Source organism: Mesorhizobium sp. M0862 (assembly GCF_040319795.1).
In the GTDB taxonomy this organism is placed as follows: domain Bacteria; phylum Pseudomonadota; class Alphaproteobacteria; order Rhizobiales; family Rhizobiaceae; genus Mesorhizobium.
Window position 1 is genome coordinate 193,510 of the sequence record NZ_JAMYOJ010000004.1, and the last position, 18,252, is coordinate 211,761.

Genomic DNA, 18,252 nt, shown 5'->3' on the forward strand with positions numbered 1-18,252 from the left:
CAACTCGTTGGCTATAGAATGTGCCTAACATCAATGATTCGCCTGTATCTCTGCGCGTCTCCGACTGCCGAGGCGAATTCCGGGGCTGACATGAACATCAACTTTGAAACCAACGTTTTTCCACTGTTTCATCCGCAAAGCGTGGATGATCTCAAGGACCCGTGTCCTGTCTTCGATGGCCGTGTCTGGCACGTCTTCGGGTCAAGCGGCACGGTCACCACCGAGACGTGGAGAATCTTGCATGCCACGGCGCCCGATCTTTATGGGCCGTGGGCCGAGCATGATCCGATCGAACTTCCAATCAACGGCACTGGTGTTGCGGCTCCCGGTGTGACCCACGAGTGCGGCGTCTTCCACATGTTCATTCAGACGGAATTCATGAAGTCGGGTGGCCGTTGCGAGCATGCGGTTTCCAACGACGGGTTCCATTGGGTAGTCCTCAGTCCGGCCATTCTGGCCATCCCGGACACGGAAGAGGACGGCATTTACGATCCGCATCCAGCAGTCATTGGCGGTGGGCGCTACCTGGTTTATTCGGCGATGCCAAAATTCACCAGGGTGCCTCAGCCCGACATCTATCTGGCACGTAGCCAGTCCGACTCGTGGTTCGGTCCGTGGAAGCGGATCGGCAAAATCCTCGACCACAACGATGTTCCCCACCATAACACCAGAGATGATCCCGACTACGAATGGGGCATTGAGGGCGCGCAACTGATCGAGCTGCCGGACGGCCGGGTGCTTCTCAACGCCACTTGCTTTCTTCCGAATGGCCTTCGGGGAAACCGGCAACGGGTGTTTTTTGCCATCGCCGACGAGGTCAGCGGGCCTTACGTTTCGATCGGCCCGGTGCTGGAGCCAGGTCAACCGGGCGAGAACGGCCACTCGACAGTGATGATCGATGGCAGTCAGCTTTCACTGTTCTACCAGAGCCGGGTTGCCACAACCGATCACCGATGGCGCTATGGTTTAGCCAGATGCGACGTCGCTCTCTTTTCAAAGGTCGCGTAATTTCCAGGCTGCCATTAGCGCCTTCAGGCGGATGCGCGTCATGCGGCCATGAAACTCCTGAGGGTTGAAGGTGATCCGCGTCGGTGACGGCAAGTAAAGTGTCATCCGACGCAGTAGGAGACACGACATGGCCGATGCGGATTGACGATTGCCGCGATCGCACTTGGCGGGCGGCAAGTCGGGAAGGCCGGCCCTAACTCTGTCGCTCTTAGCGAAATGACTTGAGCCGTTCGTCAATTTTCTCCGTGGCATTGATGACACCGCCAGATGCCCTGCCAATGAGCTCATAGCTATTTCTTCGGTCCCTTGACAGGGAATGTCGCGTCGCCGTCTTTTTTGCCGGAGATCACCCGCGGATCGGCGCTGGCGACGCCATCGCTTCCGCCGCCCTTGTGGTCCTTTTCCGACTGACCCTTTGCGTCCTGCTCGGGTGTCCGTTTTGATGTTCGAAGCGTCTTGTCCGCCATCATGGCCTCGCGTTTGCCATCCAAACTTCCGGCAATTTCGAAAGTTCCACCGCCGCTTAGCAGGTCGAAGGAACCAGTGAGTTGGAACGTCGTGGCGGGACGTGAGTTGTCAGCAAGGATATTCACCCGCAGGAGGACATCTTATGGCTAACCGCCGAGAGCAGCAGACGGACCTCACGCCCGCCGAGGCAACAGACCGCATCTGGGAACTCGCCGAAAACATCGACGTCTGCATGTTCGTGACCTGGGACGGCGAGTACAATCGAGCCCGTCCGCTATCTGCGCGTGTGGTCCGTGAAGAAAACGCCATATACTTCCTCGTCAATGACGACAGCGCCAAGAGCGAGCAACTGTCGACCTATCCAAAGGTCACATTGGCCTGGAGTGACAACAGCCACTACAAATACGTCACGATGTCAGGCCCGGCCACAGTGACAAATGATAGGGAAAAGATCACCGAACTCTGGGAGAAAACTGACGCAGCCTGGTGGGATAATGCCGATGATCCCGAGATTCGTCTGATAACGGTCAAACCCGACGAAGGCGAATTGTGGGACAGCCCGGGGCTAATCATGGCTACCGCAACGATGGTGTTTGCGGCCGTTACCGGCGCCAAGCCGAATGTGGGCGACAACGCAAAGGTCGAGCTCTGAGCGAGCGGCTAAACTAACCTCTGCTTTAGAGGCAGCGTCGATGAGCATTTTGGAAACCAGCAAGAAAGTGATCGAGAACGTCACCGGTTTCGCAAGACCGCGCAAGCAAGCTGTCGCCGGATTTGTGAGGCAGCGAAAGTCGAATGAGTTCTGGTTCAAGGATGATGGACTTGTACCCAATCATCCAGCATGGCCGCTCGTCGTTTATCGCGGCGCCGTCGAATTGCCCGAAGGACTTGATCCAGCAGCCGTCATGGAGGTGCTTTTCGATGCAAACGGATGGGGCGATAGCTGGCGAAACGGCATCTATGATTACGTTCATTATCATTCGCAAATACACGAGGTTCTGGGAATTGCGCGCGGAAATGCTGAAGTCCGGTTTGGCGGCAAGAAAGGACGAACGCTGTCGCTGAAGGCTGGCGACGTAGCGGTCCTCCCGGCAGGCACCGGGCACCAATGCCTCTCGGCATCCGATGATTTTTTGGTTGTCGGCGCGTATCCTCCGTTTGGGACTTATGACGAATGTAGGAGCAAGGATCAGCATAGCGATGCGCTCGCAACCATCCCCAAGGTGGGGCGTCCGCGCAAGGATCCTGCATATGGCAGCCAAGGTCCGCTGCTGAAAAGTTGGAAGCGCTAATTTAGTCGTCGGGGTCGAAAGCCTTGGCAACTGCGTCTTTCTCAGCCTGCGGCAGGACTGTCATTGTGAGAATGAAGGCTGACAGCAGGAGACAGACGCCATTCGTGATTATGATCGGCCACTCTGCCTTCATGATGCCGAAGGCCAGCCACAAGGCGAAGCCCAACACAGTGATGGCATACATCGGTGCGGAGATGCCGCTTGTCTCTCGTGTCCTGATGATTTTCCAGGCTTGCGGGGTGAAACTGCTCATCGAGCAGACGGTCGCGAGATAGCCGATGAGCGTGACTGTCTGCATGGAAGCGGCCCTGACCTACGTCGCAGATACGCGCTTGAGATCAGATACGCGGACCACGCCGTGCTGGCTGACAAAGGTCAGGGTGGAGTCCGTGCTCTGGCTCTGCGAAACACCGGATATGCGATGGTCGCCTGTGTCATAAATCTCCATCTTTCCATGATCGTCGATGACCAGGCGGCTTTGCTCAGGAAACGCTGCGTAGCGCATATTGTTTTGAGAACCAGCGGCAGACGGGCTCCCAAGCTCCTCAGGCCACCATGAGCCGGCGTGGGCCATAGCTGCAGAACGATAGCTCACATTCGTGTCGGCGCGTTTTGGCTTGGCGGGATGATCGCGCAGGTAGGCCGAGAGCTCCGCTGCGATAGCGTTGAGCTTCGCCTTGAGGCTGTCATTGAACATGCCGCCGACCATCGTCATGCCGGAGGACCATTGTGACATTCCTCCGAAGTCGACGTGGCTGAACTGGGCCATGGTTCCACCACCACGCCGCAACGCCTCAAGGACAGCCATGACAGCGCCGTCAGTGACGCCATGCTGGCGTGCAAGGCGCGCAATCAGTTCAGCTTCCTTTTGAGTGTTTGTCATCATTGCGTCCTTTGAATCGCTTGGCGCCGGCAGTCCTCATTGTTGACGATAGACATGCGCGGCCAAATGTAATCACGAAGGAGCGCCGCTAGGTCTTCAGGCTCCTTGCCGAGGAAGCTCAATCAAGTTCTATCCAGGCTGGCGCATGATCGCTCGGCTTGTCCCATGCACGCGTTTCGGCATCTACTCCGGCATTCTTCAGGCGATCCAATAGGGATGAACTCAGCAAGAGATGGTCCATCCGGAGCCCGGAACTCCGATCGTACCCGCCGCGGTAGGAGAAGTTCCAATAGGTGTAAATTCCTTTTTCTGGATGAATGCGACGAACCGCATCGAACCAGCCCTGAGCAAGCATTTCGGCGTACGCGCTCCGGCTCTCGGGGAAGTAAACGGCATCGCCAACCCAGCGCCCCGGCACCGCCGCGTCGATCGGGCCTGGAACGACGTTATAGTCGCCGCACAGGATGGTCGGTGAGCTATCGCCGAGCAGCACCTGGCCATAGGTGATCAAACGTCGGAACCAGCGAAGTTTGTAGTCGAACTTCGGCCCCGGCGCTGGATTGCCATTGGGCAAATACAGGCAGCCGACAACAAGCCCATTCACATCTGCCTCGATGTAGCGGCTGTGCGAATCGTCGGGATCGCCCGGCAGACCTCGACGACGTTCCAGCGGCTCAATCCCGCGAGCGAGGATTGCCACGCCATTGTAGGACTTCTGTCCGTGCCAGATTGCGCCATAGCCGGCGTTTCTAATCGCATCGACGGGAAATTTTTCGTCAGAGGTCTTCAGTTCTTGAAGGCAGACGATGTCATAGCCGGTTTCGCCAAGCCACTTGAGAAGCACTGGCAGTCGGCCGTTGACGCCATTGACGTTGAAGGTTGCGATGCGGGTCATCTCGACGATTTAACGTCTTCGCGCCGCTTCGATGCGACATAGGGTCGGTAGCCAAATCTTGCCTTTTGTCATCGTCCATCTGCATTTTTGCTCGAAGCATTGGTGCTTTGACCGGAAGCCGCGGATGTCTTTGCATCTTTGGAATGGGCAGCAATCGCCGGACCCGCGCCGGTAGCTTTCCGCATATCGCCGCTCCCCTTGCCGTCAGTCGATTTCTTGCTCAACAGTCCTGAGAAATATTTTCCAAAGAAGCCCATCCGACTCTCCATCTTGGCGCTCATTCGGCGACTTTGCGGGCCCTGAACTCATGTCTGCGCTCTTCTCGCAGCTGCCGAGGATCGCTGCGCGAACCACCAAGGGCGCGGCGCCTGACCAGCGCGGCCGAACACTCAAGCAGGAAACATTCCAGTCCTTTGTAGATATGCGTGATCATGTCCTTCATCTCCCGGGACCGCCTCGGCACATAGGTCGCCGAGGCGGTTGGGTAGGCGATCAATCAAGCCGCTTTCCGTTCTGCCGCTCGTTCGTTGACGCCGGCTTCACCGAGGGCAGTCAGCGCCTCGTCGGTGGCCTTCTCCTCCTCAAGTGTCGCATTGAGGAGCGCAACCACGTCATCCTTGCCGAGCGTCGTAGCCCAGGCAATCAGGGTTCCATACCTGGCAATCTCATAGTGCTCTACGGCTTGCGCGGCACCGACGAGCCCTGCATCGAGCGAAGTCGAACCCTTGTACTCCTGAAGGATTTCAGATCCTTCCTCCAGGATGCCGTCGATCGCCGGGCAGGTTTTGCCGCGCGCGGCCGCGCCGAGAATCTCGAAGACCTCCTCCAGACGTTCGACCTGCCCCTCGGTTTCAGCGAGGTGCTTCTCGAATGCTGCCGAAACTTGCTCTTCGGATGCGCCTTTGGCCATCTTCGGCAAGGCTTTCAGAATTTTCTTCTCGGCATAGTAGATGTCTTTGAGGCCATCGAGGAAAAGGTCCTCCAGGTCCTTGTTGTTGCCATTGGCTTTCTTGGCAGTGGGCATTGTGCCGTCTCCTCTGTTGAAAATTGCCCGTCGCGAGCATTTTCTTAACTCGGAAACCCGAACCCGGTTCCGGGATAATGGAGATATCTAAATTTAAAGGGTCCTGCGCTTCAGTGAGAACAACGACCACGTCATTCTCGTCGAAGAGCCGCGGCGGGGCGCACGCCATCGGGCTCCCGCCAACGGTCGTGCGGTCTGAGGGCCTGGCACTACAGGAGAAGCAAGTTCCGCGGCGGCAGCAGAGCAGTCGGGGCAACGCCTCTCAAGCCTCCTTACCGCTCTGCAGCCGCTTGATTGCTGGGCCCCGCTTGCATCCAGGAATTGGGTGATTGGACGCTGCGTATGCAACCAGAATACCTCAGAATGGTTCTAGCTATGATTTAAGCGGGATGGCGCGAGCGCCGTCCAAAGGTGGCAATTTTCATGGACGTATCGCTTTCGCGAACCGCAGACGACAACATCAAGGCCGGCAAGAGCGGCTTGCTGCTTGTCTCGGACAATTATGACGCTTTCGCCGTGCGCGTGCTGGCGGCAAGGAGCGCTGAGCGCAGTCTCGACCTGATGTATTACCTTTGGCATGATGATCACACCGGCCGCTTGCTGCTTCGCGAGGTTTTTCGAGCTGCTGAGCGCGGTGTTCGGGTGCGCATGCTCCTTGACGACGTCAATCCGCGTAAAAATGATGCGGCATATCTGGCGCTGAACAACCATCCAAACATCGAATTGAAGTTGTTCAATCCGAGCGGTATCAGGCGCGGTCGGATCATGCGTGGTGTGGAAGTGCTGTTGCGGCTCTTTGCATTGACGCGACGGATGCACAACAAGGCTTGGATCGTTGACGACAAATTTGCCATTGTCGGCGGTCGGAATGTTGGCGATGCCTATTTCGATGCGGCAGAAACCAATTTCCGGGACCTCGATCTGCTGCTCCTGGGGCCTGCGGTACGGCAAACCGCGGCGATATTCGATGCCTTCTGGGCTTGCAATGAAGCCAAGCCAATCAAAACCTTGGGATCAGTGGCTGAGCATGAGCATGCCAAATGGCTTGAAGGAAGCGATACCGGCCCCGATCCCAAATTCTTGAACGGCATCGGCAACCGGGGCTCGATCACAGAGTTTATTGCGGCCAGCAACGACGTTCATTGGGTGGATGGCGTGCGGGTCATTTCCGATCCGCCGGAGAAGGTTCGTGGTTGGAGACGTCGCAACTGGCTTATGAAAGAGCTGCGTCCCATCATCCAGTCGACGCGCGGGTGTCTGGAGATTGTGTCGCCCTATTTCATTCCCGGCAAAAGGGGCACAGCGATCTTGCTGGACCTTGTCGGCGCCGGTGTTGACGTTTCGGTTCTGACCAACTCCCTGGCCGCCACAGACGTCGCCGCAGTCCATGGCGCTTACGCAAACTATCGCAAGCGGCTGCTGAGGAATGGCGTCAAAATTTTCGAGCTTCAGCCGTTCAACCGGCGCTCGGCAATCTCGGTGTTTGGCTCGAAGGGCGCCAGTCTGCATACGAAAGCTTTCACCGTCGACGACAAGATCGGTTTCGTCGGTTCCTTCAATTTCGATCCACGGTCAGTGTCCTTGAATTCGGAAATGGGCGTGCTGTTTGAGGATCCGAAATTGGTCGCCGAGCTGCGGCATCGATTCCAATCAGAGATCTCTCCGGAAACAAGCTATCGGCTCGAACTGAAGCACAATGTTCTGCATTGGCATGGATGCGGCGAAGGCAAGATTCAGGACTATACGCATGAACCAGAAGCCGGATTTTTTCGCCGTATCCTGGCGGTCTTCGTCCGTCACCTCCCGATCGAATCTCAGCTCTAGCATCTGACGATGGGCGAGGACCTCGCGTTCTCAGCGAATTGCCGTGCCGGGGATCGCGTGAGCGAAACGTGAAACCCTGATCTACCACGGGTCAGCCAGACCGCATCACACCCGGTTCTTCGACAACCGCGTCGCCAATCCCATGCTGTCCGGCGTCCGGATCACTCGGCAACACGTCGGAAAAATTGACTGTGGCGACCAGGTATCCGGCTTCATCGTAGACCTTGATAGTCGATCCCGATTGCTTGGTTCCTGACCCAGGATCCGCCGCCACCGCTACGCGCGCCATCTCTATTGCTCTCGGACTGGCCATCTCCGCACTCGCTAGCTCTTCCTCGAGAGCGGTAGTCTGGCCGGATACTGTCGTCTCAAAGCGGAATTTTGGCATGGGCAACCTCCTGTTCCTATGCAATTCCGGTGTCCGGGTTGCGTTCCAAAGAAACAGAATTGGTGGGAAGCAGCTAAGATCGCCGCGATGGCCAGACCCGTGTCGCCACGAAGGTCAGCAAACCCGTGATCACAATCCAGGCCTGCACCTCGCGCTGGATGGTTGGCCCAGGGTTCGATGTCTGTCGCGACGGGCTCTCTGCCTCCACTATCGGTTGAAGGTCGGACCGACTGCCGAGACGGACGGAATAGGCCCGCGTGAACTCGGCGCCGAGCAGGAATATCTCAGACGAATAGTAAACCCAAAGCAGCACGACCAGCAGTGCACCCGCCGCGCCATAGGAGGATGCGATCGCGCTGGTTCCGATATACCAGCCAATCAGCGACTTGCCGATGGTGAAGAGCAAAGCGGTCACTGCCGCGCCAATTGCGACATCGCGCCAAGCGAGCGACCGGTCCGGCAGGATCTTGAAGATCGCGGCAAACAGAGCGGAAATCAGCACGAATGATACAATGCCGTTTATCGACGCGAGAATGATCGTGCCGAACGGCAGATGGGCGTTGATGACAGCGCCAAGCGCGGAAATGGCGGCACTCGCCGCCAACGACACAAGCAGTAGAAATCCCAACGCTGCAACCAGACCCAGGCTGGCCGCCCGCGCCCGCACCAATCGCGACACAGACATGGGTGGTGGGTCAATCTTCCAGATTGTGTTGAGCGAAAGCTGCATTTCGCCAAACACCCCGGAGGCTGTCACGAAGAGGGTGACGATGCCCACCAAGGTGGCAACAGTGCCGGCGGTTCTGTGAGAAGCGCTTTCGATGGTGCTGCGCAGAAGGTCGCCGGTTTGCGATCCCATCACGCCTGCGATTTCGGCCGACAGAGCGAGTTGAGCTGCTTCATGCCCAAAGACAAGTCCAGCAATCGCAACAACGATCAACAAGATCGGGGCCAGGGACGTAACGGCATAGAACGCCATCGCCGCACCGTGGCTGAGGGCATTGTCGTTGATGAATCCGAGGATGCTCTCCTTGCCAAGAACCCAGGCTTCGCGTGCCACCCGCATGGGGAATTCCTTTTGCCTCACGAGCAACCTAGTGCTGTCGGCAACGAAAGCGAGACCTGCCGCCAGTGCGCGAGGCGCGATTGCCGAGACACGCCCGCTTGTCTCTGCACGAACGGCCAGAAATGTTCCATGCGGCGCCGGAACTCGCCGGGCTCGTAATGGTTATCGGTCATCCGATTGGAGTGATCAAAAATGCCTGATAATGAAAACCGTCGCGAGACCGGCGCAACGAAGTACCCGGCTAGAACAGGTTCTGATCCTTCGGATGCGTTCTCTCAGGATGCGGCCGGCAACAAGAAACCCAAGAGTGGGGTCGGTCTGACGCGGCCAGTCAATGAGGTGGATGACAAGACGCACCAATCCGATGGCCAGAACGCCCCGGCGAGGCCGGGCGGCGGAAACACGGTCAAGCCATGAACGTTGCCAATCTTCAGCTTGAAGGGTTGATGATGGCGGTCGCGTCAATCAACAACCTGCTCGTTCACAAAGGTCTGCTGTCAATTGACGAGATCGATACCGCCCTGCGAAAGGCAGAGGCGTCCATGACAGGTGACGAGCGGACCTACGAAGACATGTCACCGGCCAACCGTGACGCGATCTGCTTCCCGATCCGGCTTCTGCAGATCGCAAACAACGCGCAAGGCGAACTGGACATCCCACCATTTTCAGAGCTTGCAAAAATGGTTGGGCAAACCAAGGAACCTTAACGTCAGCGGTGACGACACCTGTAGTCTCCGTGAAGGCCTCATTTGACGCCGATGCCACTCTGAGCGGAAAAGCAGCGTCGGCGTCGTCTCGGCTATGAACCGAACCAAATCTCACCCACTGCGTTGAGTCCCGGCGTTGCGTCATTAGTCGGGGCACTTCCATGAAAACGGGCGAGCTTTCAACCTACCGGGCCAAAAGGGATTTCGCGAAGACGAAAGAGCCCAGCGGCGAAAGCTCGATTGCGGGTTCGAACCGACTCCGGTTCGTCATCCAAAAACACGCGGCCACGCGGCTGCACTATGATCTTCGCCTCGAGCTTGGCGGGGTCTTCAAATCATGGGCTGTGACCAAAGGTCCATCACTGGATCCTCACGACAAACGACTTGCCGTGGAGGTTGAGGACCACCCGCTGGAGTACGGCGACTTCGAAGGCACAATTCCCAAAGGACAATATGGTGGCGGCACGGTGCAGTTGTGGGATCGCGGATATTGGGAACCGGAAGGCGCCATGTCTCCCGAAAAGGCGTTGGAAAAAGGCGACCTGAAATTCACGCTGCAGGGCAAGCGCCTGCATGGAAGCTTCGTCCTCGTGCGCATGAAGCATGACCGCAATGGCGGGAAGCGGACCAACTGGCTGCTGATCAAACACCGCGACAAATACGCGACAGAGGGCAATGGCGATGCGGTGCTGGCTCAGGACCGATCCGTCGCCTCCGGTCGGAGCATGGAAAGGATTGCAGCGGGAAAGGGGGCAGGTCCGAAGCCGTTCATGATGAAAGGTTCATCGTCGGCCGATGCGGATGCCGTTTGGGACAGCAAGCGCGGCCATGCCGACAAGCGCGCCGCCAAGTCGGCAAAGCCTGCTCCGCGGCCGAAGCGAGCCGCTGGTGCCTCAGCGGCGAAGATGCCCGACTTCATCCCACCACAGCTTTGCGCAACGCTTTCCCGGCCGCCGGCCGGGACGAACTGGGTTCACGAAATCAAGTTTGACGGTTATCGCGTCCAGTTGCGCGTGGAAGACAAGGACATCGCCCTTAAGACCCGCAAGGGTCTTGACTGGACGGAGAAATTTGGCGCCATCGCAAAGGAGGCCGCCAGCCTCCCCAACGTCATCATCGACGGCGAGATCGTAGCGCTTGGCGAGAACGGCGCGCCCGATTTTGCCGCACTGCAGGCGGCGCTGTCGGAGCGCCGGACGAAAGACCTGATCTACTTTGCTTTTGACCTGCTCTTCGCAAATGGCGTCGATCTGCGAAAGATGCCTCTCTCACAACGGAAGGAACGTCTGAGCGAGATGCTCGGCGAAGTCGATCGCGGCGCGCAAAATCTCATCCGCTATGTCGAGCACTTCAGCAATGGCGGCGACGCGGTGCTGCGTTCTGCCTGTCGCCTTTCGCTTGAGGGGATTGTCTCCAAGAGGGCCGATGCAACCTATGTTTCGGGGAGGACCGACACCTGGGCCAAATCGAAATGCCGCGCCGGGCATGAGGTGGTCATCGGCGGCTGGTCGACGACCAACGGCAAATTCCGGTCATTGCTCGTCGGCGTCAATCGCGGTGAACATTTCGCCTATATCGGCCGTGTGGGGACCGGATTCAGCGAGGCAAAGGTCAAGCAGCTGATGCCCAGGCTGCAGGAGATGAAAGCCGCGACGTCGCCGTTTACCGGCGATGGCGCACCGAAAAGGAATTCAACCGTCTTCTGGACGAAGCCGGAATTGGTCGCGGAAATCGAGTTCGCCGGCTGGACCGGGGGTGGCAATATCCGGCAGGCCGCCTTCAAAGGCCTGCGTGAAGACAAGCCCGCAAAAGACGTCGAGGCCGAGCGTCCAGCTGATCCTCAAGAGACGCCGATTGCCGACCCTGCCAAGGTGACTGGCAAGACAGGAAAAAGCCCGGTTGTCATGGGCGTCATCATTTCCAAGCCGGACAAGCCGCTTTGGCCGAATGCCGGCGACGGTCAGCCCGTCGACAAGCTCGATCTTGCAGAATATTTCGAGACCGTTGGCCCCTGGATGATCAGACATATCAAAGGTCGTCCCTGTTCACTCGTGCGCGCGCCGGATGGCTACGCCGGCGAGCAGTTTTTCCAGCGCCACGCAATGCCAGGCACATCCAATCTGCTGGAACTGGTAAAAGTCTTCGGCGATCACAAACCGTATCTGCAAATCGACCGCGTCGAGGGTCTGGCCGCGATCGCCCAGATAGGCGGCCTTGAGCTTCACCCCTGGAATTGCCAGCCGGGTCATCCCGAAATACCTGGCCGACTTGTCTTCGACCTTGACCCCGGTCCGGAAGTCCCTTTTGCGAAGGTGGTCGCGGCAGCCAAGGAAATGCGCGATCGTCTCGAAGATCTGGGCTTGGCGAGCTTCTGCAAAACCACGGGCGGCAAAGGCTTGCATGTCGTGACGCCATTGACGGCCCAACGCAGCAAGACGACATGGGCCGAGGCCAAGGCCTTCGCAAAGGCCGTCTGCATGCAGATGGCGGCAGACAGCCCCGATCTCTACCTCGTCAACATGGCCAAGAAGCTGCGGACATCCCGGATTTTTCTCGACTATCTCAGGAATGATCGCATGGCGACAGCCGTCGCCCCTCTCTCCCCTCGCGCCAGGGAAGGCGCGACTGTATCCATGCCGCTGACCTGGAGTCAGGTGAAGGCGGATCTCGATCCGAAAAAATACACCGTTCGCACGGTTCCGGGCCACCTCAAAAAGACCATCGCCTGGGCTGACTACGATGATGGCGAACGGTCGATCAGCAGTGCCATCAAACGGATTGGTTCAGCAAAGCTCGCCGCATGACGACGTCGGTTCGCGCAAGAACGCCATGACAGCTGCGGCTACCGCCTCGGCTGCTTCTTCGGCCATATGATGTCCGCTTTCGATCGGTTGGCCCTTCAGTTCGGTGGTCCAGGGTCGCCAAACATCGAGCACGTTGCCGTAGAGTGCCTCAAGGTCATCGCGGGCGGACCAGAGCGCCAAGGTCGGGCACGCGACCCGGCGACCAGCTTTCCTGTCATCGATATCGTGCAATTGATCGATGGCCAGACCTGCCCGATAGTCTTCAAGCATGCCGTGAACAACATTCGGATCGTGGATTGCGTCCTTGTAGTCGACATAGGCCTCAGCCCCCATGGACTCGGCTGAGCCGCCATACCACGCGTCAGGATCGGCCATGATTGCGCGTTCGGGCTTGTCCGGCTGTGCAAAAAAGAACCAGTGCCACCAGAGCTTCGCAAAGCGGGCGTCGCAGCGTTCGAGGGCTTCCAGGATAGGGACGCTATCCATGACGATCAGATGGCTGATCGCTGACGGGTGATCCATCGCTGCTCGGAACGCTGTGTAGCTGCCGCGGTCATGGCCTGCGATCGCAAACCGGCCAAAGCCGAGATGTCGCATGAGAGCGATACAGTCCCTGGCCTTGGCACGCTTGGAGGATCCAGCATGGTCTACGGCGTCCGCCGGTACCGAGGACCGGCCAAAGCCCCTCAGATCGGGGCAGACAACTGTGTGGTCGGCGGCGAGAAGTGGGGCTACCCGGTGCCAGGTAACGTGCGTCCGAGGATGGCCATGCAGCAAAAGAAGCGGCGGGCCTGAACCTCCATACCTGACTCTCAGTGAGGACTCGGGCAGATCCACGGTCTCTAGCTTGAATCCTTCAAACATCCGCTTCTTTGTCGTCAGACTGTGAAAACAAGTCCCGCATGTCCATCTTCAACCCACCCCGGTGAAATTGGTTTCGGGCATTTGTCCGTTTGGACATTTCTCTCATTCCAATGGTTCGGCCGCCGTTCAGGATCCGCCAGCCCTGGCGCTGACGCACGGATCCAGCCTCCTGCCTCACCGGTCTCTGGGATTGCCCTGGGTGGGGTCGCGCGCCCGGGTGTAGCCCTCGACGCGAGGCAAACCGTCATCCATCCTGATAAACGGCAGCCGCATTTCCCAATAGGCTTGAGCTTGGGGATGGAACTTCTCGGGCGCGTCCATGAATCCGATCGAGATGTAGAACTCGTTTGGCAAGCCTTCATCGGTGTACCCAATCGAGGTGCCACATTCCGAACAGAAGGAGCGCACGACGCCCCTGGTTTTCGAGAATGTTTTTGGTTTTGGGCCGAGCCAATGGACCTGATCTGGACGATAGCCAATCCAGATCGTCAGTGGGCTGCCGATCGCTCGTCGGCAGTCATCGTCGTGGTCGAAACAAATCCAAAAGGGATCGCCACTGAATTCAGCTGTGATGGCTCCGCAAAAGCAATGCCCTCGATCAATCCGGGCCGGTTTTCTGATCGTCGTTCGTGGTTTGTCGTCCATGGTAGTCTTCCGGCCAGCTTGGTGGCGTAACGCCGCGAACGGCAAGCAGTTCCTTTGGACGTCACAGAGCCGCAGATGCGCGCAACTTGCACGTTGCTCGTCAATATCATTTGAGGCAGATCAGGCCTTAGTTTGTTGGGAACATTTTTTCAGGTCCGCACTTTGTTCGCCGTCTGACCAAAGGAGGCGACCTTGAAAACACGACGCATCGACAGGGAAAAGATCGAGAGGGCGGATCGAGAAGCCAAGTTGCTGTTGGAAGCGGAGCGGCATGCCAGGGAAGCCAAGACGGCGCGGCTTAGAGAACAGCGACAGTTGTTGGAGGCATCGATAGCGCAGACCCCGCCGGCGCCCGTAGCCGCAAAGCAGCCGCCCCGCCAACGAAAGCCGACGCGCAAGGTAATCGAGGTGGACTGACCGTTTGGTCAGTTGGGGCTTTTGCCAAGGTGGGGAGTTGATATGACAGGGCAGGGGATCCGGCAGCATGAATACCAAAGCGGTAAGTCCGGCCGTCGCCAAAGCGGCTGCTCGGCGTGCTGGATCGGGGTCTCATCACCGGTGCGTCCGACGACGATCCTGCGAGAGCCGCTGAAAAAGGCGCCGAGCGGGCCGAGAATGTGATCCAGCGAGTCCGGCTGGACACTTACGTCGGGAACAATCGCACGCGCGGACCGTTCCCCAAGCGATCTTCACGCTCAGGATTTGCTCTTGTTGCAGCGACCGGATGAAATTTTCAACGAGGCCTCGCAAACGGTTGGTGATCCCCTTGAGCGCGACGCCTTAGGTGGGGAGGCTGAGCTAACTGGCGATCGCGCCATCCCGCGTCGTCTGGTTGTCGTCTCGAATAGGCTGGGGAGCATTCGCGATCTGTCGCAAGCCGGCGGACTTGCTGTAGGCATCGGGGATGCGTTGGCCGAGCGTGGAGGCCTGTGGCTAGGAGCAAGCGCCGAGTATCAGGACTACGCCGCGAGCGACGAACCGCTGATCCGCTTGGAACGGGTGGGAAAGATCGAGACGGCTGCGCTTACCCTGCCCTATGAGGAGTATTCGCTCTATTACAATGGCTATGCCAACAGCACGCTGTGGCCGCTTTTTCATTACCGACTCGACCTGGTGAACCACCGGGCAGAGTTTCTACACGCCTACCGGCAGATCAATGCGCGGTTCGCGAAGGCGCTCGCAGGACTGCTGTCGGGCAACGACGACCTGGTGTGGGTTCACGACTACCACCTTATCCCCTTGGCCGCCCAGTTGCGGCGGCTGGGAGTCCGGAATCGGATCGGGTTTTTTCTTCACATACCGTTCCCGCCGCCCGACCTGTTTGAAGCCACGCCCGACCATGAAGAACTCATCGATGACCTGCTTCAATATGACGTCGTGGGGTTCCAGACCGAAACGGACGTGGGGAATTTCCGGCGCTCAGTGCAGGCGGCCAACTCCACTACTTTTGATATCAATGGTTCGGCTGAGATGAACGGCCGCACGGTGTTATCGAGGTGTTTTCCGATAGGCATCGACGTCGATTCAATCGCACGCATGGCCAATGAGGCGGCGGAGGATGTGCAGATTGATTCCATGCGCCGCCAGATTCTGGGCCTCAAGCAAATCATCGGCGTCGATCGGCTGGACTACTCCAAGGGTCTCCCCGGCCGCATGCAGGCTTTCGCGCGTCTTTTGGAAAGGCATCCGGAACACGAGCGGGCGGCAACATATTTGCAGATTGCGTCGCCGACGCGCGAGGAGGTCAGCGCCTATGCCGACATCCGGGCCCAGCTTGAGGCAACCGCCGGCGCGGTCAACGGAAGATACGCGGATTTGGCTTGGACCCCGATCCGCTACATCCACCGTGCCGTATCACGCTCTCGGCTTGCTGGCCTGTTGCGCGCTAGCCAGGTCGGATTGGTCACGCCCCTGCGTGACGGAATGAACCTCGTCGCCAAGGAATACATAGCCGCGCAGGACGAAGCCGATCCCGGAGTGCTGGTATTGTCGCGTTTTGCAGGTGCGGCCGAAGAACTTGCCGAATCCTTGATCGTGAACCCGTATGCGGTCGACGAGGTTGCCGATGCGATCGCAAAAGCGCTCGCGATGCCGCTTGACGAAAGAATTGCAAGGCATAGTGCACTGCTCAAGCGCATCACGCGCAATGACGCAGCAGAATGGCGGCGGTCATTTCTCGCCACGCTCGCGGGCGAGAACTAGCGCCTGGCATCGATGCCTGAATCCGTCCGTGTGTCACGCGTTCCCACACGGTCGTAGCCCGGCCATAACCCGGCTGGCCGGAGCAGTTCGAAAGGCCTTGAAGCTGATCATGTACCTTGTCAGCCCGCATCAGAAACTTTTCGCTCATTGACGGAAGCGCGATAGCCCGCCTCAATCGGTGGACTATCGAAGGCTCCAGGGAACACACCGCCGGTCCGGTCGTTTGGGCTCTGATAGGAGATCTGCGATGACAAGGAACCCCACGCGAAAGGACAGTGATCTCTCTGAAAAAGAGGCAATCAAGTTGGCCGAAGCCACCGACGTGTCACCCGGGCAGGCCAAAGAGCTTGCAGCCGAGCACGGCAAAAACGGCGCCAAGAAGGAAGCAAGAAATTACAAGGCGGAGGGCTGACTATGGCGGCCAGTGGATCCGCAAACGACAGAGACGCACGAGCCACCCTCTACGCACAAGGAGTAATGGAAGCCGAGCGTAAAGCGCGGGAAGAGAAAACGGCGCGATTGCGCAAAGCCCGTTTGGCGCATGAGGCGGTCAATCCGCCTGCACCCGAGCAGAAACCGGCAGTGCCGGAAACGCCAAAGCGGGTCGCCAAACCAGGCAGCCGAAAAGCTGGAGAAGATTAGCTTCAGCTTTCTTCAGCTGTGCCGGTGGCCGGCGCCGGGGAAGAGCAGACCGTGCGGTCGATCTGCACGATAAATTTGTACTTCATCGAATGACACAAAGGAGTCCAGTGATGACGGAGCATGTGTCCCGGAAGGAAGAACAGCGTGGCACCCGAAATGTACTCGGGTGGGGCGTCGTCATTGCGGCTGTGATCTTCGTCGCACTGCTAGCCTTCTTTGTGTTCATACCCCTTTCAGACGGATCGTGGCAGACATCGCCAGTAAAGCGCACCCCGGAACAGAACCAAGGCGGCAATGCCCCCGCCGAGACATCACCCGCGCCCGGCGTTAAAAAGAACCCGCAAGAAAATACCGAGATGCCAGGGCAGCAGTGATCGACCTTGGGCTGCGACCCAAGTTGGCCCTGATCTTCCTGGTCGTCTCATCGGCGTCATGATGGGATCAGGGCCTTCTGGGCGCAGGAACCGCTGAGCTATTGAGACTGGGGTTTCGCTCACATCGAGCGCAGAAAGATTACCGCAGCAGCATCGGTCTGGCGAACGAGGCGATGACGCCATCGTGGAACTCGAGGCACATCAAGATGCCTAGCTGCAGGCCGTTCAGTTGGGATTTTTCAGCTGCTTTGACAACAGCAGTTGCTGCTGCAGCTCAAGGGCGAGCTTCAACAGCCGTTCAGGTGTTTCCTCTTCCGCGATTTCGTCGAGCAGCGCTGCGAGTGCGTCGCCCTCAACAGGATCGCGGAATGAGTCAGGTTTGGTTTGCGGAGGTTTGGCCACGAGGATTTCTAGCAGGAATGCGGCCGTATTTGCAAGACGAAGCGAAGCGCTCTTGGGGAGGGGTACCGTAGCGGGGGCGGCCGACAGGGCGGCCTGCGGCAAACTATCGGACAATCTCAATTCATGATGCCAGACCTGTCGTTGCGGAGCACCTCCTCCATGAGTGCATTGAGCCATTCGCTCAAGGGAAGGTCATGCCGCGTCGACAACCGCTCCTCCAGCGCCGCCTTCAATGTCCGTTCGACGAGGCGATCGGCCGCCTGTGGGTCGCCCAGCAGCAGCCGCGCGGACAGCCTCAGTTTTGGAAGAGCGCGGAAAACATTGTCTTCACCAAGCGCTGTTGATTGCGCGGCGAGGATCCCGGCAACCGTCCTGAACCCGGCCGGCTTGGAGAGGTTTTGGGTGTACCGGAACCGCTCCGGTAGGGTGATCTGATCGTTTCCGGAGAAGAATACGAACGGGATGCCTCTGTCCGTCAGCTCATCGGCGAGGGGAAAAACAGTCTCACCGTTAAGATCGATGTCCAGCACCGCCCCGTCCGCTGAATCGATATATCGTCGAGCCCGGCTGACTGACGACACCGGCCCCAAAACGGTCGCCCCACAATCGCTGAAATAGGAGGCAAGTTCGCTTGCCAGCAAGAATTCGTCCTCGACGAGCAGAATTCGCATGCCTAATAACATAGCAGCCCTCCGGGCTTTAAACGGCGATCGCGTCCATCGGTTCCGTGGCTATCGGCGGTGCGGGATGGGAATTCGACCAGG

The 18,252-nt window shown here is 58.4% G+C and carries 23 protein-coding genes; 11 read left to right on the top strand and 12 right to left on the bottom strand.

Annotation, left to right across the window (positions count from 1 at the left end; genetic code table 11):
* Nucleotides 1-90: 90 nt before the first annotated feature.
* Nucleotides 91-1,008 (top strand): glycoside hydrolase family protein, encoded by a 918-nt coding sequence (locus tag NKI15_RS08010; RefSeq protein WP_023668035.1) that lies wholly within the window; start codon nucleotides 91-93, stop codon nucleotides 1,006-1,008.
* A 290-nt stretch (nucleotides 1,009-1,298) separates the two neighbouring features.
* Here the strand turns inward: NKI15_RS08010 and NKI15_RS08015 are convergent, their stop codons facing one another.
* Nucleotides 1,299-1,601: a hypothetical protein gene (locus NKI15_RS08015; RefSeq protein WP_155929678.1), complete on the bottom strand. Its 303-nt coding sequence runs from the start codon at nucleotides 1,599-1,601 to the stop codon at nucleotides 1,299-1,301.
* A gap of 17 nt (nucleotides 1,602-1,618) precedes the next feature.
* Between NKI15_RS08015 and NKI15_RS08020 the strand changes: the two genes are divergently transcribed.
* Nucleotides 1,619-2,128 (top strand): pyridoxamine 5'-phosphate oxidase family protein, encoded by a 510-nt coding sequence (locus tag NKI15_RS08020; protein ID WP_352513831.1) that lies wholly within the window; start codon nucleotides 1,619-1,621, stop codon nucleotides 2,126-2,128.
* 40 nt (nucleotides 2,129-2,168) lie between these two features.
* On the top strand, nucleotides 2,169-2,768 hold the full coding sequence (locus tag NKI15_RS08025) for a cupin (protein WP_023668038.1): 600 nt from the start codon (nucleotides 2,169-2,171) through the stop codon (nucleotides 2,766-2,768).
* 1 nt (nucleotide 2,769) lies between these two features.
* Here the strand turns inward: NKI15_RS08025 and NKI15_RS08030 are convergent, their stop codons facing one another.
* The 5 genes from NKI15_RS08030 to NKI15_RS08050 all read right to left on the bottom strand — a co-directional run bounded on the left by NKI15_RS08030 (nucleotide 2,770) and on the right by NKI15_RS08050 (nucleotide 5,570).
* Nucleotides 2,770-3,066 (bottom strand): SemiSWEET family sugar transporter, encoded by a 297-nt coding sequence (locus NKI15_RS08030; RefSeq protein ID WP_023687830.1) that lies wholly within the window; start codon nucleotides 3,064-3,066, stop codon nucleotides 2,770-2,772.
* 15 nt (nucleotides 3,067-3,081) lie between these two features.
* Nucleotides 3,082-3,654 carry a hypothetical protein gene (locus NKI15_RS08035; protein WP_023736061.1) on the bottom strand — a complete coding sequence of 191 codons (573 nt, stop codon included), beginning with the start codon at nucleotides 3,652-3,654 and terminating at the stop codon, nucleotides 3,082-3,084.
* A 115-nt stretch (nucleotides 3,655-3,769) separates the two neighbouring features.
* Nucleotides 3,770-4,546 carry an exodeoxyribonuclease III gene (gene xth / locus NKI15_RS08040; RefSeq protein ID WP_023668041.1) on the bottom strand — a complete coding sequence of 259 codons (777 nt, stop codon included), beginning with the start codon at nucleotides 4,544-4,546 and terminating at the stop codon, nucleotides 3,770-3,772.
* A 68-nt stretch (nucleotides 4,547-4,614) separates the two neighbouring features.
* Nucleotides 4,615-4,827 (bottom strand): hypothetical protein, encoded by a 213-nt coding sequence (locus NKI15_RS08045; protein WP_245259911.1) that lies wholly within the window; start codon nucleotides 4,825-4,827, stop codon nucleotides 4,615-4,617.
* Between the two features lie 215 nt (nucleotides 4,828-5,042).
* Nucleotides 5,043-5,570, bottom strand: coding sequence for a YciE/YciF ferroxidase family protein (locus tag NKI15_RS08050; protein ID WP_023681150.1), 528 nt, complete (start codon nucleotides 5,568-5,570; stop codon nucleotides 5,043-5,045).
* A gap of 423 nt (nucleotides 5,571-5,993) precedes the next feature.
* Here NKI15_RS08050 and NKI15_RS08055 point away from each other — a divergent pair, with 423 nt between their 5' ends.
* Nucleotides 5,994-7,394: a phospholipase D family protein gene (locus tag NKI15_RS08055; RefSeq protein ID WP_023824797.1), complete on the top strand. Its 1,401-nt coding sequence runs from the start codon at nucleotides 5,994-5,996 to the stop codon at nucleotides 7,392-7,394.
* Between the two features lie 91 nt (nucleotides 7,395-7,485).
* On the opposite strand, the gene NKI15_RS08060 is transcribed toward NKI15_RS08055, so the two are convergent.
* Both NKI15_RS08060 and NKI15_RS08065 read right to left on the bottom strand, forming a co-directional pair.
* The gene (locus NKI15_RS08060) at nucleotides 7,486-7,782 is read right to left on the bottom strand and encodes a hypothetical protein (RefSeq protein ID WP_023668045.1); all 297 of its coding nucleotides are present in this window, start codon (nucleotides 7,780-7,782) and stop codon (nucleotides 7,486-7,488) included.
* A gap of 73 nt (nucleotides 7,783-7,855) precedes the next feature.
* Nucleotides 7,856-8,848, bottom strand: a complete 993-nt coding sequence (locus NKI15_RS08065) for a YihY/virulence factor BrkB family protein (protein ID WP_023748070.1) — start codon at nucleotides 8,846-8,848, stop codon at nucleotides 7,856-7,858.
* A 192-nt stretch (nucleotides 8,849-9,040) separates the two neighbouring features.
* Between NKI15_RS08065 and NKI15_RS08070 the strand changes: the two genes are divergently transcribed.
* The 3 genes from NKI15_RS08070 to ligD all read left to right on the top strand — a co-directional run bounded on the left by NKI15_RS08070 (nucleotide 9,041) and on the right by ligD (nucleotide 12,359).
* The gene (locus NKI15_RS08070) at nucleotides 9,041-9,265 is read left to right on the top strand and encodes a hypothetical protein (protein WP_352885976.1); all 225 of its coding nucleotides are present in this window, start codon (nucleotides 9,041-9,043) and stop codon (nucleotides 9,263-9,265) included.
* Nucleotides 9,262-9,555 (top strand): hypothetical protein, encoded by a 294-nt coding sequence (locus NKI15_RS08075; RefSeq protein WP_023687836.1) that lies wholly within the window; start codon nucleotides 9,262-9,264, stop codon nucleotides 9,553-9,555. Before NKI15_RS08070 ends, NKI15_RS08075 begins: the two co-directional genes overlap by 4 nt.
* 161 nt (nucleotides 9,556-9,716) lie before the next feature.
* The gene (ligD, locus tag NKI15_RS08080; RefSeq protein ID WP_352513830.1) at nucleotides 9,717-12,359 is read left to right on the top strand and encodes a DNA ligase D; all 2,643 of its coding nucleotides are present in this window, start codon (nucleotides 9,717-9,719) and stop codon (nucleotides 12,357-12,359) included.
* Here the strand turns inward: ligD and NKI15_RS08085 are convergent.
* Together NKI15_RS08085 and NKI15_RS08090 are read right to left on the bottom strand one after the other, a co-directional pair.
* Nucleotides 12,339-13,223, bottom strand: a complete 885-nt coding sequence (locus NKI15_RS08085; protein ID WP_023736055.1) for an alpha/beta fold hydrolase — start codon at nucleotides 13,221-13,223, stop codon at nucleotides 12,339-12,341. The two genes, ligD and NKI15_RS08085, sit on opposite strands and share 21 nt — an antisense overlap.
* Before the next feature lie 174 nt (nucleotides 13,224-13,397).
* Nucleotides 13,398-13,868, bottom strand: a complete 471-nt coding sequence (locus tag NKI15_RS08090; RefSeq protein WP_023691407.1) for a GFA family protein — start codon at nucleotides 13,866-13,868, stop codon at nucleotides 13,398-13,400.
* Between the two features lie 192 nt (nucleotides 13,869-14,060).
* Between NKI15_RS08090 and NKI15_RS08095 the strand changes: the two genes are divergently transcribed.
* The 4 genes from NKI15_RS08095 to NKI15_RS08110 all read left to right on the top strand — a co-directional run bounded on the left by NKI15_RS08095 (nucleotide 14,061) and on the right by NKI15_RS08110 (nucleotide 17,086).
* On the top strand, nucleotides 14,061-14,285 hold the full coding sequence (locus NKI15_RS08095; protein ID WP_023668054.1) for a hypothetical protein: 225 nt from the start codon (nucleotides 14,061-14,063) through the stop codon (nucleotides 14,283-14,285).
* Between the two features lie 291 nt (nucleotides 14,286-14,576).
* Nucleotides 14,577-16,070, top strand: a complete 1,494-nt coding sequence (locus NKI15_RS08100) for an alpha,alpha-trehalose-phosphate synthase (UDP-forming) (protein WP_352513829.1) — start codon at nucleotides 14,577-14,579, stop codon at nucleotides 16,068-16,070.
* 477 nt (nucleotides 16,071-16,547) lie between these two features.
* A complete protein-coding gene (locus NKI15_RS08105) occupies nucleotides 16,548-16,712 on the top strand; it encodes a hypothetical protein (protein ID WP_352885978.1) in 165 nt (54 codons plus the stop codon).
* A 110-nt stretch (nucleotides 16,713-16,822) separates the two neighbouring features.
* Complete coding sequence (locus NKI15_RS08110; RefSeq protein WP_023691404.1) at nucleotides 16,823-17,086, top strand: hypothetical protein; 264 nt, start codon at nucleotides 16,823-16,825, stop codon at nucleotides 17,084-17,086.
* Between the two features lie 225 nt (nucleotides 17,087-17,311).
* On the opposite strand, the gene NKI15_RS08115 is transcribed toward NKI15_RS08110, so the two are convergent.
* Both NKI15_RS08115 and NKI15_RS08120 read right to left on the bottom strand, forming a co-directional pair.
* Entirely contained in the window at nucleotides 17,312-17,602 is a 291-nt protein-coding gene (locus NKI15_RS08115; protein WP_352513828.1) for a hypothetical protein, read from the bottom strand.
* 2 nt (nucleotides 17,603-17,604) lie between these two features.
* The gene (locus NKI15_RS08120; protein WP_352513827.1) at nucleotides 17,605-18,159 is read right to left on the bottom strand and encodes a response regulator; all 555 of its coding nucleotides are present in this window, start codon (nucleotides 18,157-18,159) and stop codon (nucleotides 17,605-17,607) included.
* Nucleotides 18,160-18,252 lie beyond the last annotated feature (93 nt).

What these genes read in the sequence shown, in the direction of transcription:
- NKI15_RS08010 (WP_023668035.1), top strand. Translation starts at nt 91, where the DNA reads ATGAACATCAACTTTGAAACCAACGTTTTTCCACTGTTTCATCCGCAA.
- NKI15_RS08020 (WP_352513831.1), top strand. Translation starts at nt 1,619, where the DNA reads ATGGCTAACCGCCGAGAGCAGCAGACGGACCTCACGCCCGCCGAGGCA.
- NKI15_RS08025 (WP_023668038.1), top strand. Translation starts at nt 2,169, where the DNA reads ATGAGCATTTTGGAAACCAGCAAGAAAGTGATCGAGAACGTCACCGGT.
- NKI15_RS08030 (WP_023687830.1), bottom strand. Translation starts at nt 3,066, where the DNA reads ATGCAGACAGTCACGCTCATCGGCTATCTCGCGACCGTCTGCTCGATG.
- NKI15_RS08035 (WP_023736061.1), bottom strand. Translation starts at nt 3,654, where the DNA reads ATGATGACAAACACTCAAAAGGAAGCTGAACTGATTGCGCGCCTTGCA.
- xth (WP_023668041.1), bottom strand. Translation starts at nt 4,546, where the DNA reads ATGACCCGCATCGCAACCTTCAACGTCAATGGCGTCAACGGCCGACTG.
- NKI15_RS08045 (WP_245259911.1), bottom strand. Translation starts at nt 4,827, where the DNA reads ATGAGCGCCAAGATGGAGAGTCGGATGGGCTTCTTTGGAAAATATTTC.
- NKI15_RS08050 (WP_023681150.1), bottom strand. Translation starts at nt 5,570, where the DNA reads ATGCCCACTGCCAAGAAAGCCAATGGCAACAACAAGGACCTGGAGGAC.
- NKI15_RS08055 (WP_023824797.1), top strand. Translation starts at nt 5,994, where the DNA reads ATGGACGTATCGCTTTCGCGAACCGCAGACGACAACATCAAGGCCGGC.
- NKI15_RS08060 (WP_023668045.1), bottom strand. Translation starts at nt 7,782, where the DNA reads ATGCCAAAATTCCGCTTTGAGACGACAGTATCCGGCCAGACTACCGCT.
- NKI15_RS08065 (WP_023748070.1), bottom strand. Translation starts at nt 8,848, where the DNA reads ATGCGGGTGGCACGCGAAGCCTGGGTTCTTGGCAAGGAGAGCATCCTC.
- NKI15_RS08070 (WP_352885976.1), top strand. Translation starts at nt 9,041, where the DNA reads ATGCCTGATAATGAAAACCGTCGCGAGACCGGCGCAACGAAGTACCCG.
- NKI15_RS08075 (WP_023687836.1), top strand. Translation starts at nt 9,262, where the DNA reads ATGAACGTTGCCAATCTTCAGCTTGAAGGGTTGATGATGGCGGTCGCG.
- ligD (WP_352513830.1), top strand. Translation starts at nt 9,717, where the DNA reads ATGAAAACGGGCGAGCTTTCAACCTACCGGGCCAAAAGGGATTTCGCG.
- NKI15_RS08085 (WP_023736055.1), bottom strand. Translation starts at nt 13,223, where the DNA reads ATGTTTGAAGGATTCAAGCTAGAGACCGTGGATCTGCCCGAGTCCTCA.
- NKI15_RS08090 (WP_023691407.1), bottom strand. Translation starts at nt 13,868, where the DNA reads ATGGACGACAAACCACGAACGACGATCAGAAAACCGGCCCGGATTGAT.
- NKI15_RS08105 (WP_352885978.1), top strand. Translation starts at nt 16,548, where the DNA reads ATGGAAGCCGAGCGTAAAGCGCGGGAAGAGAAAACGGCGCGATTGCGC.
- NKI15_RS08110 (WP_023691404.1), top strand. Translation starts at nt 16,823, where the DNA reads ATGACGGAGCATGTGTCCCGGAAGGAAGAACAGCGTGGCACCCGAAAT.
- NKI15_RS08120 (WP_352513827.1), bottom strand. Translation starts at nt 18,159, where the DNA reads ATGCGAATTCTGCTCGTCGAGGACGAATTCTTGCTGGCAAGCGAACTT.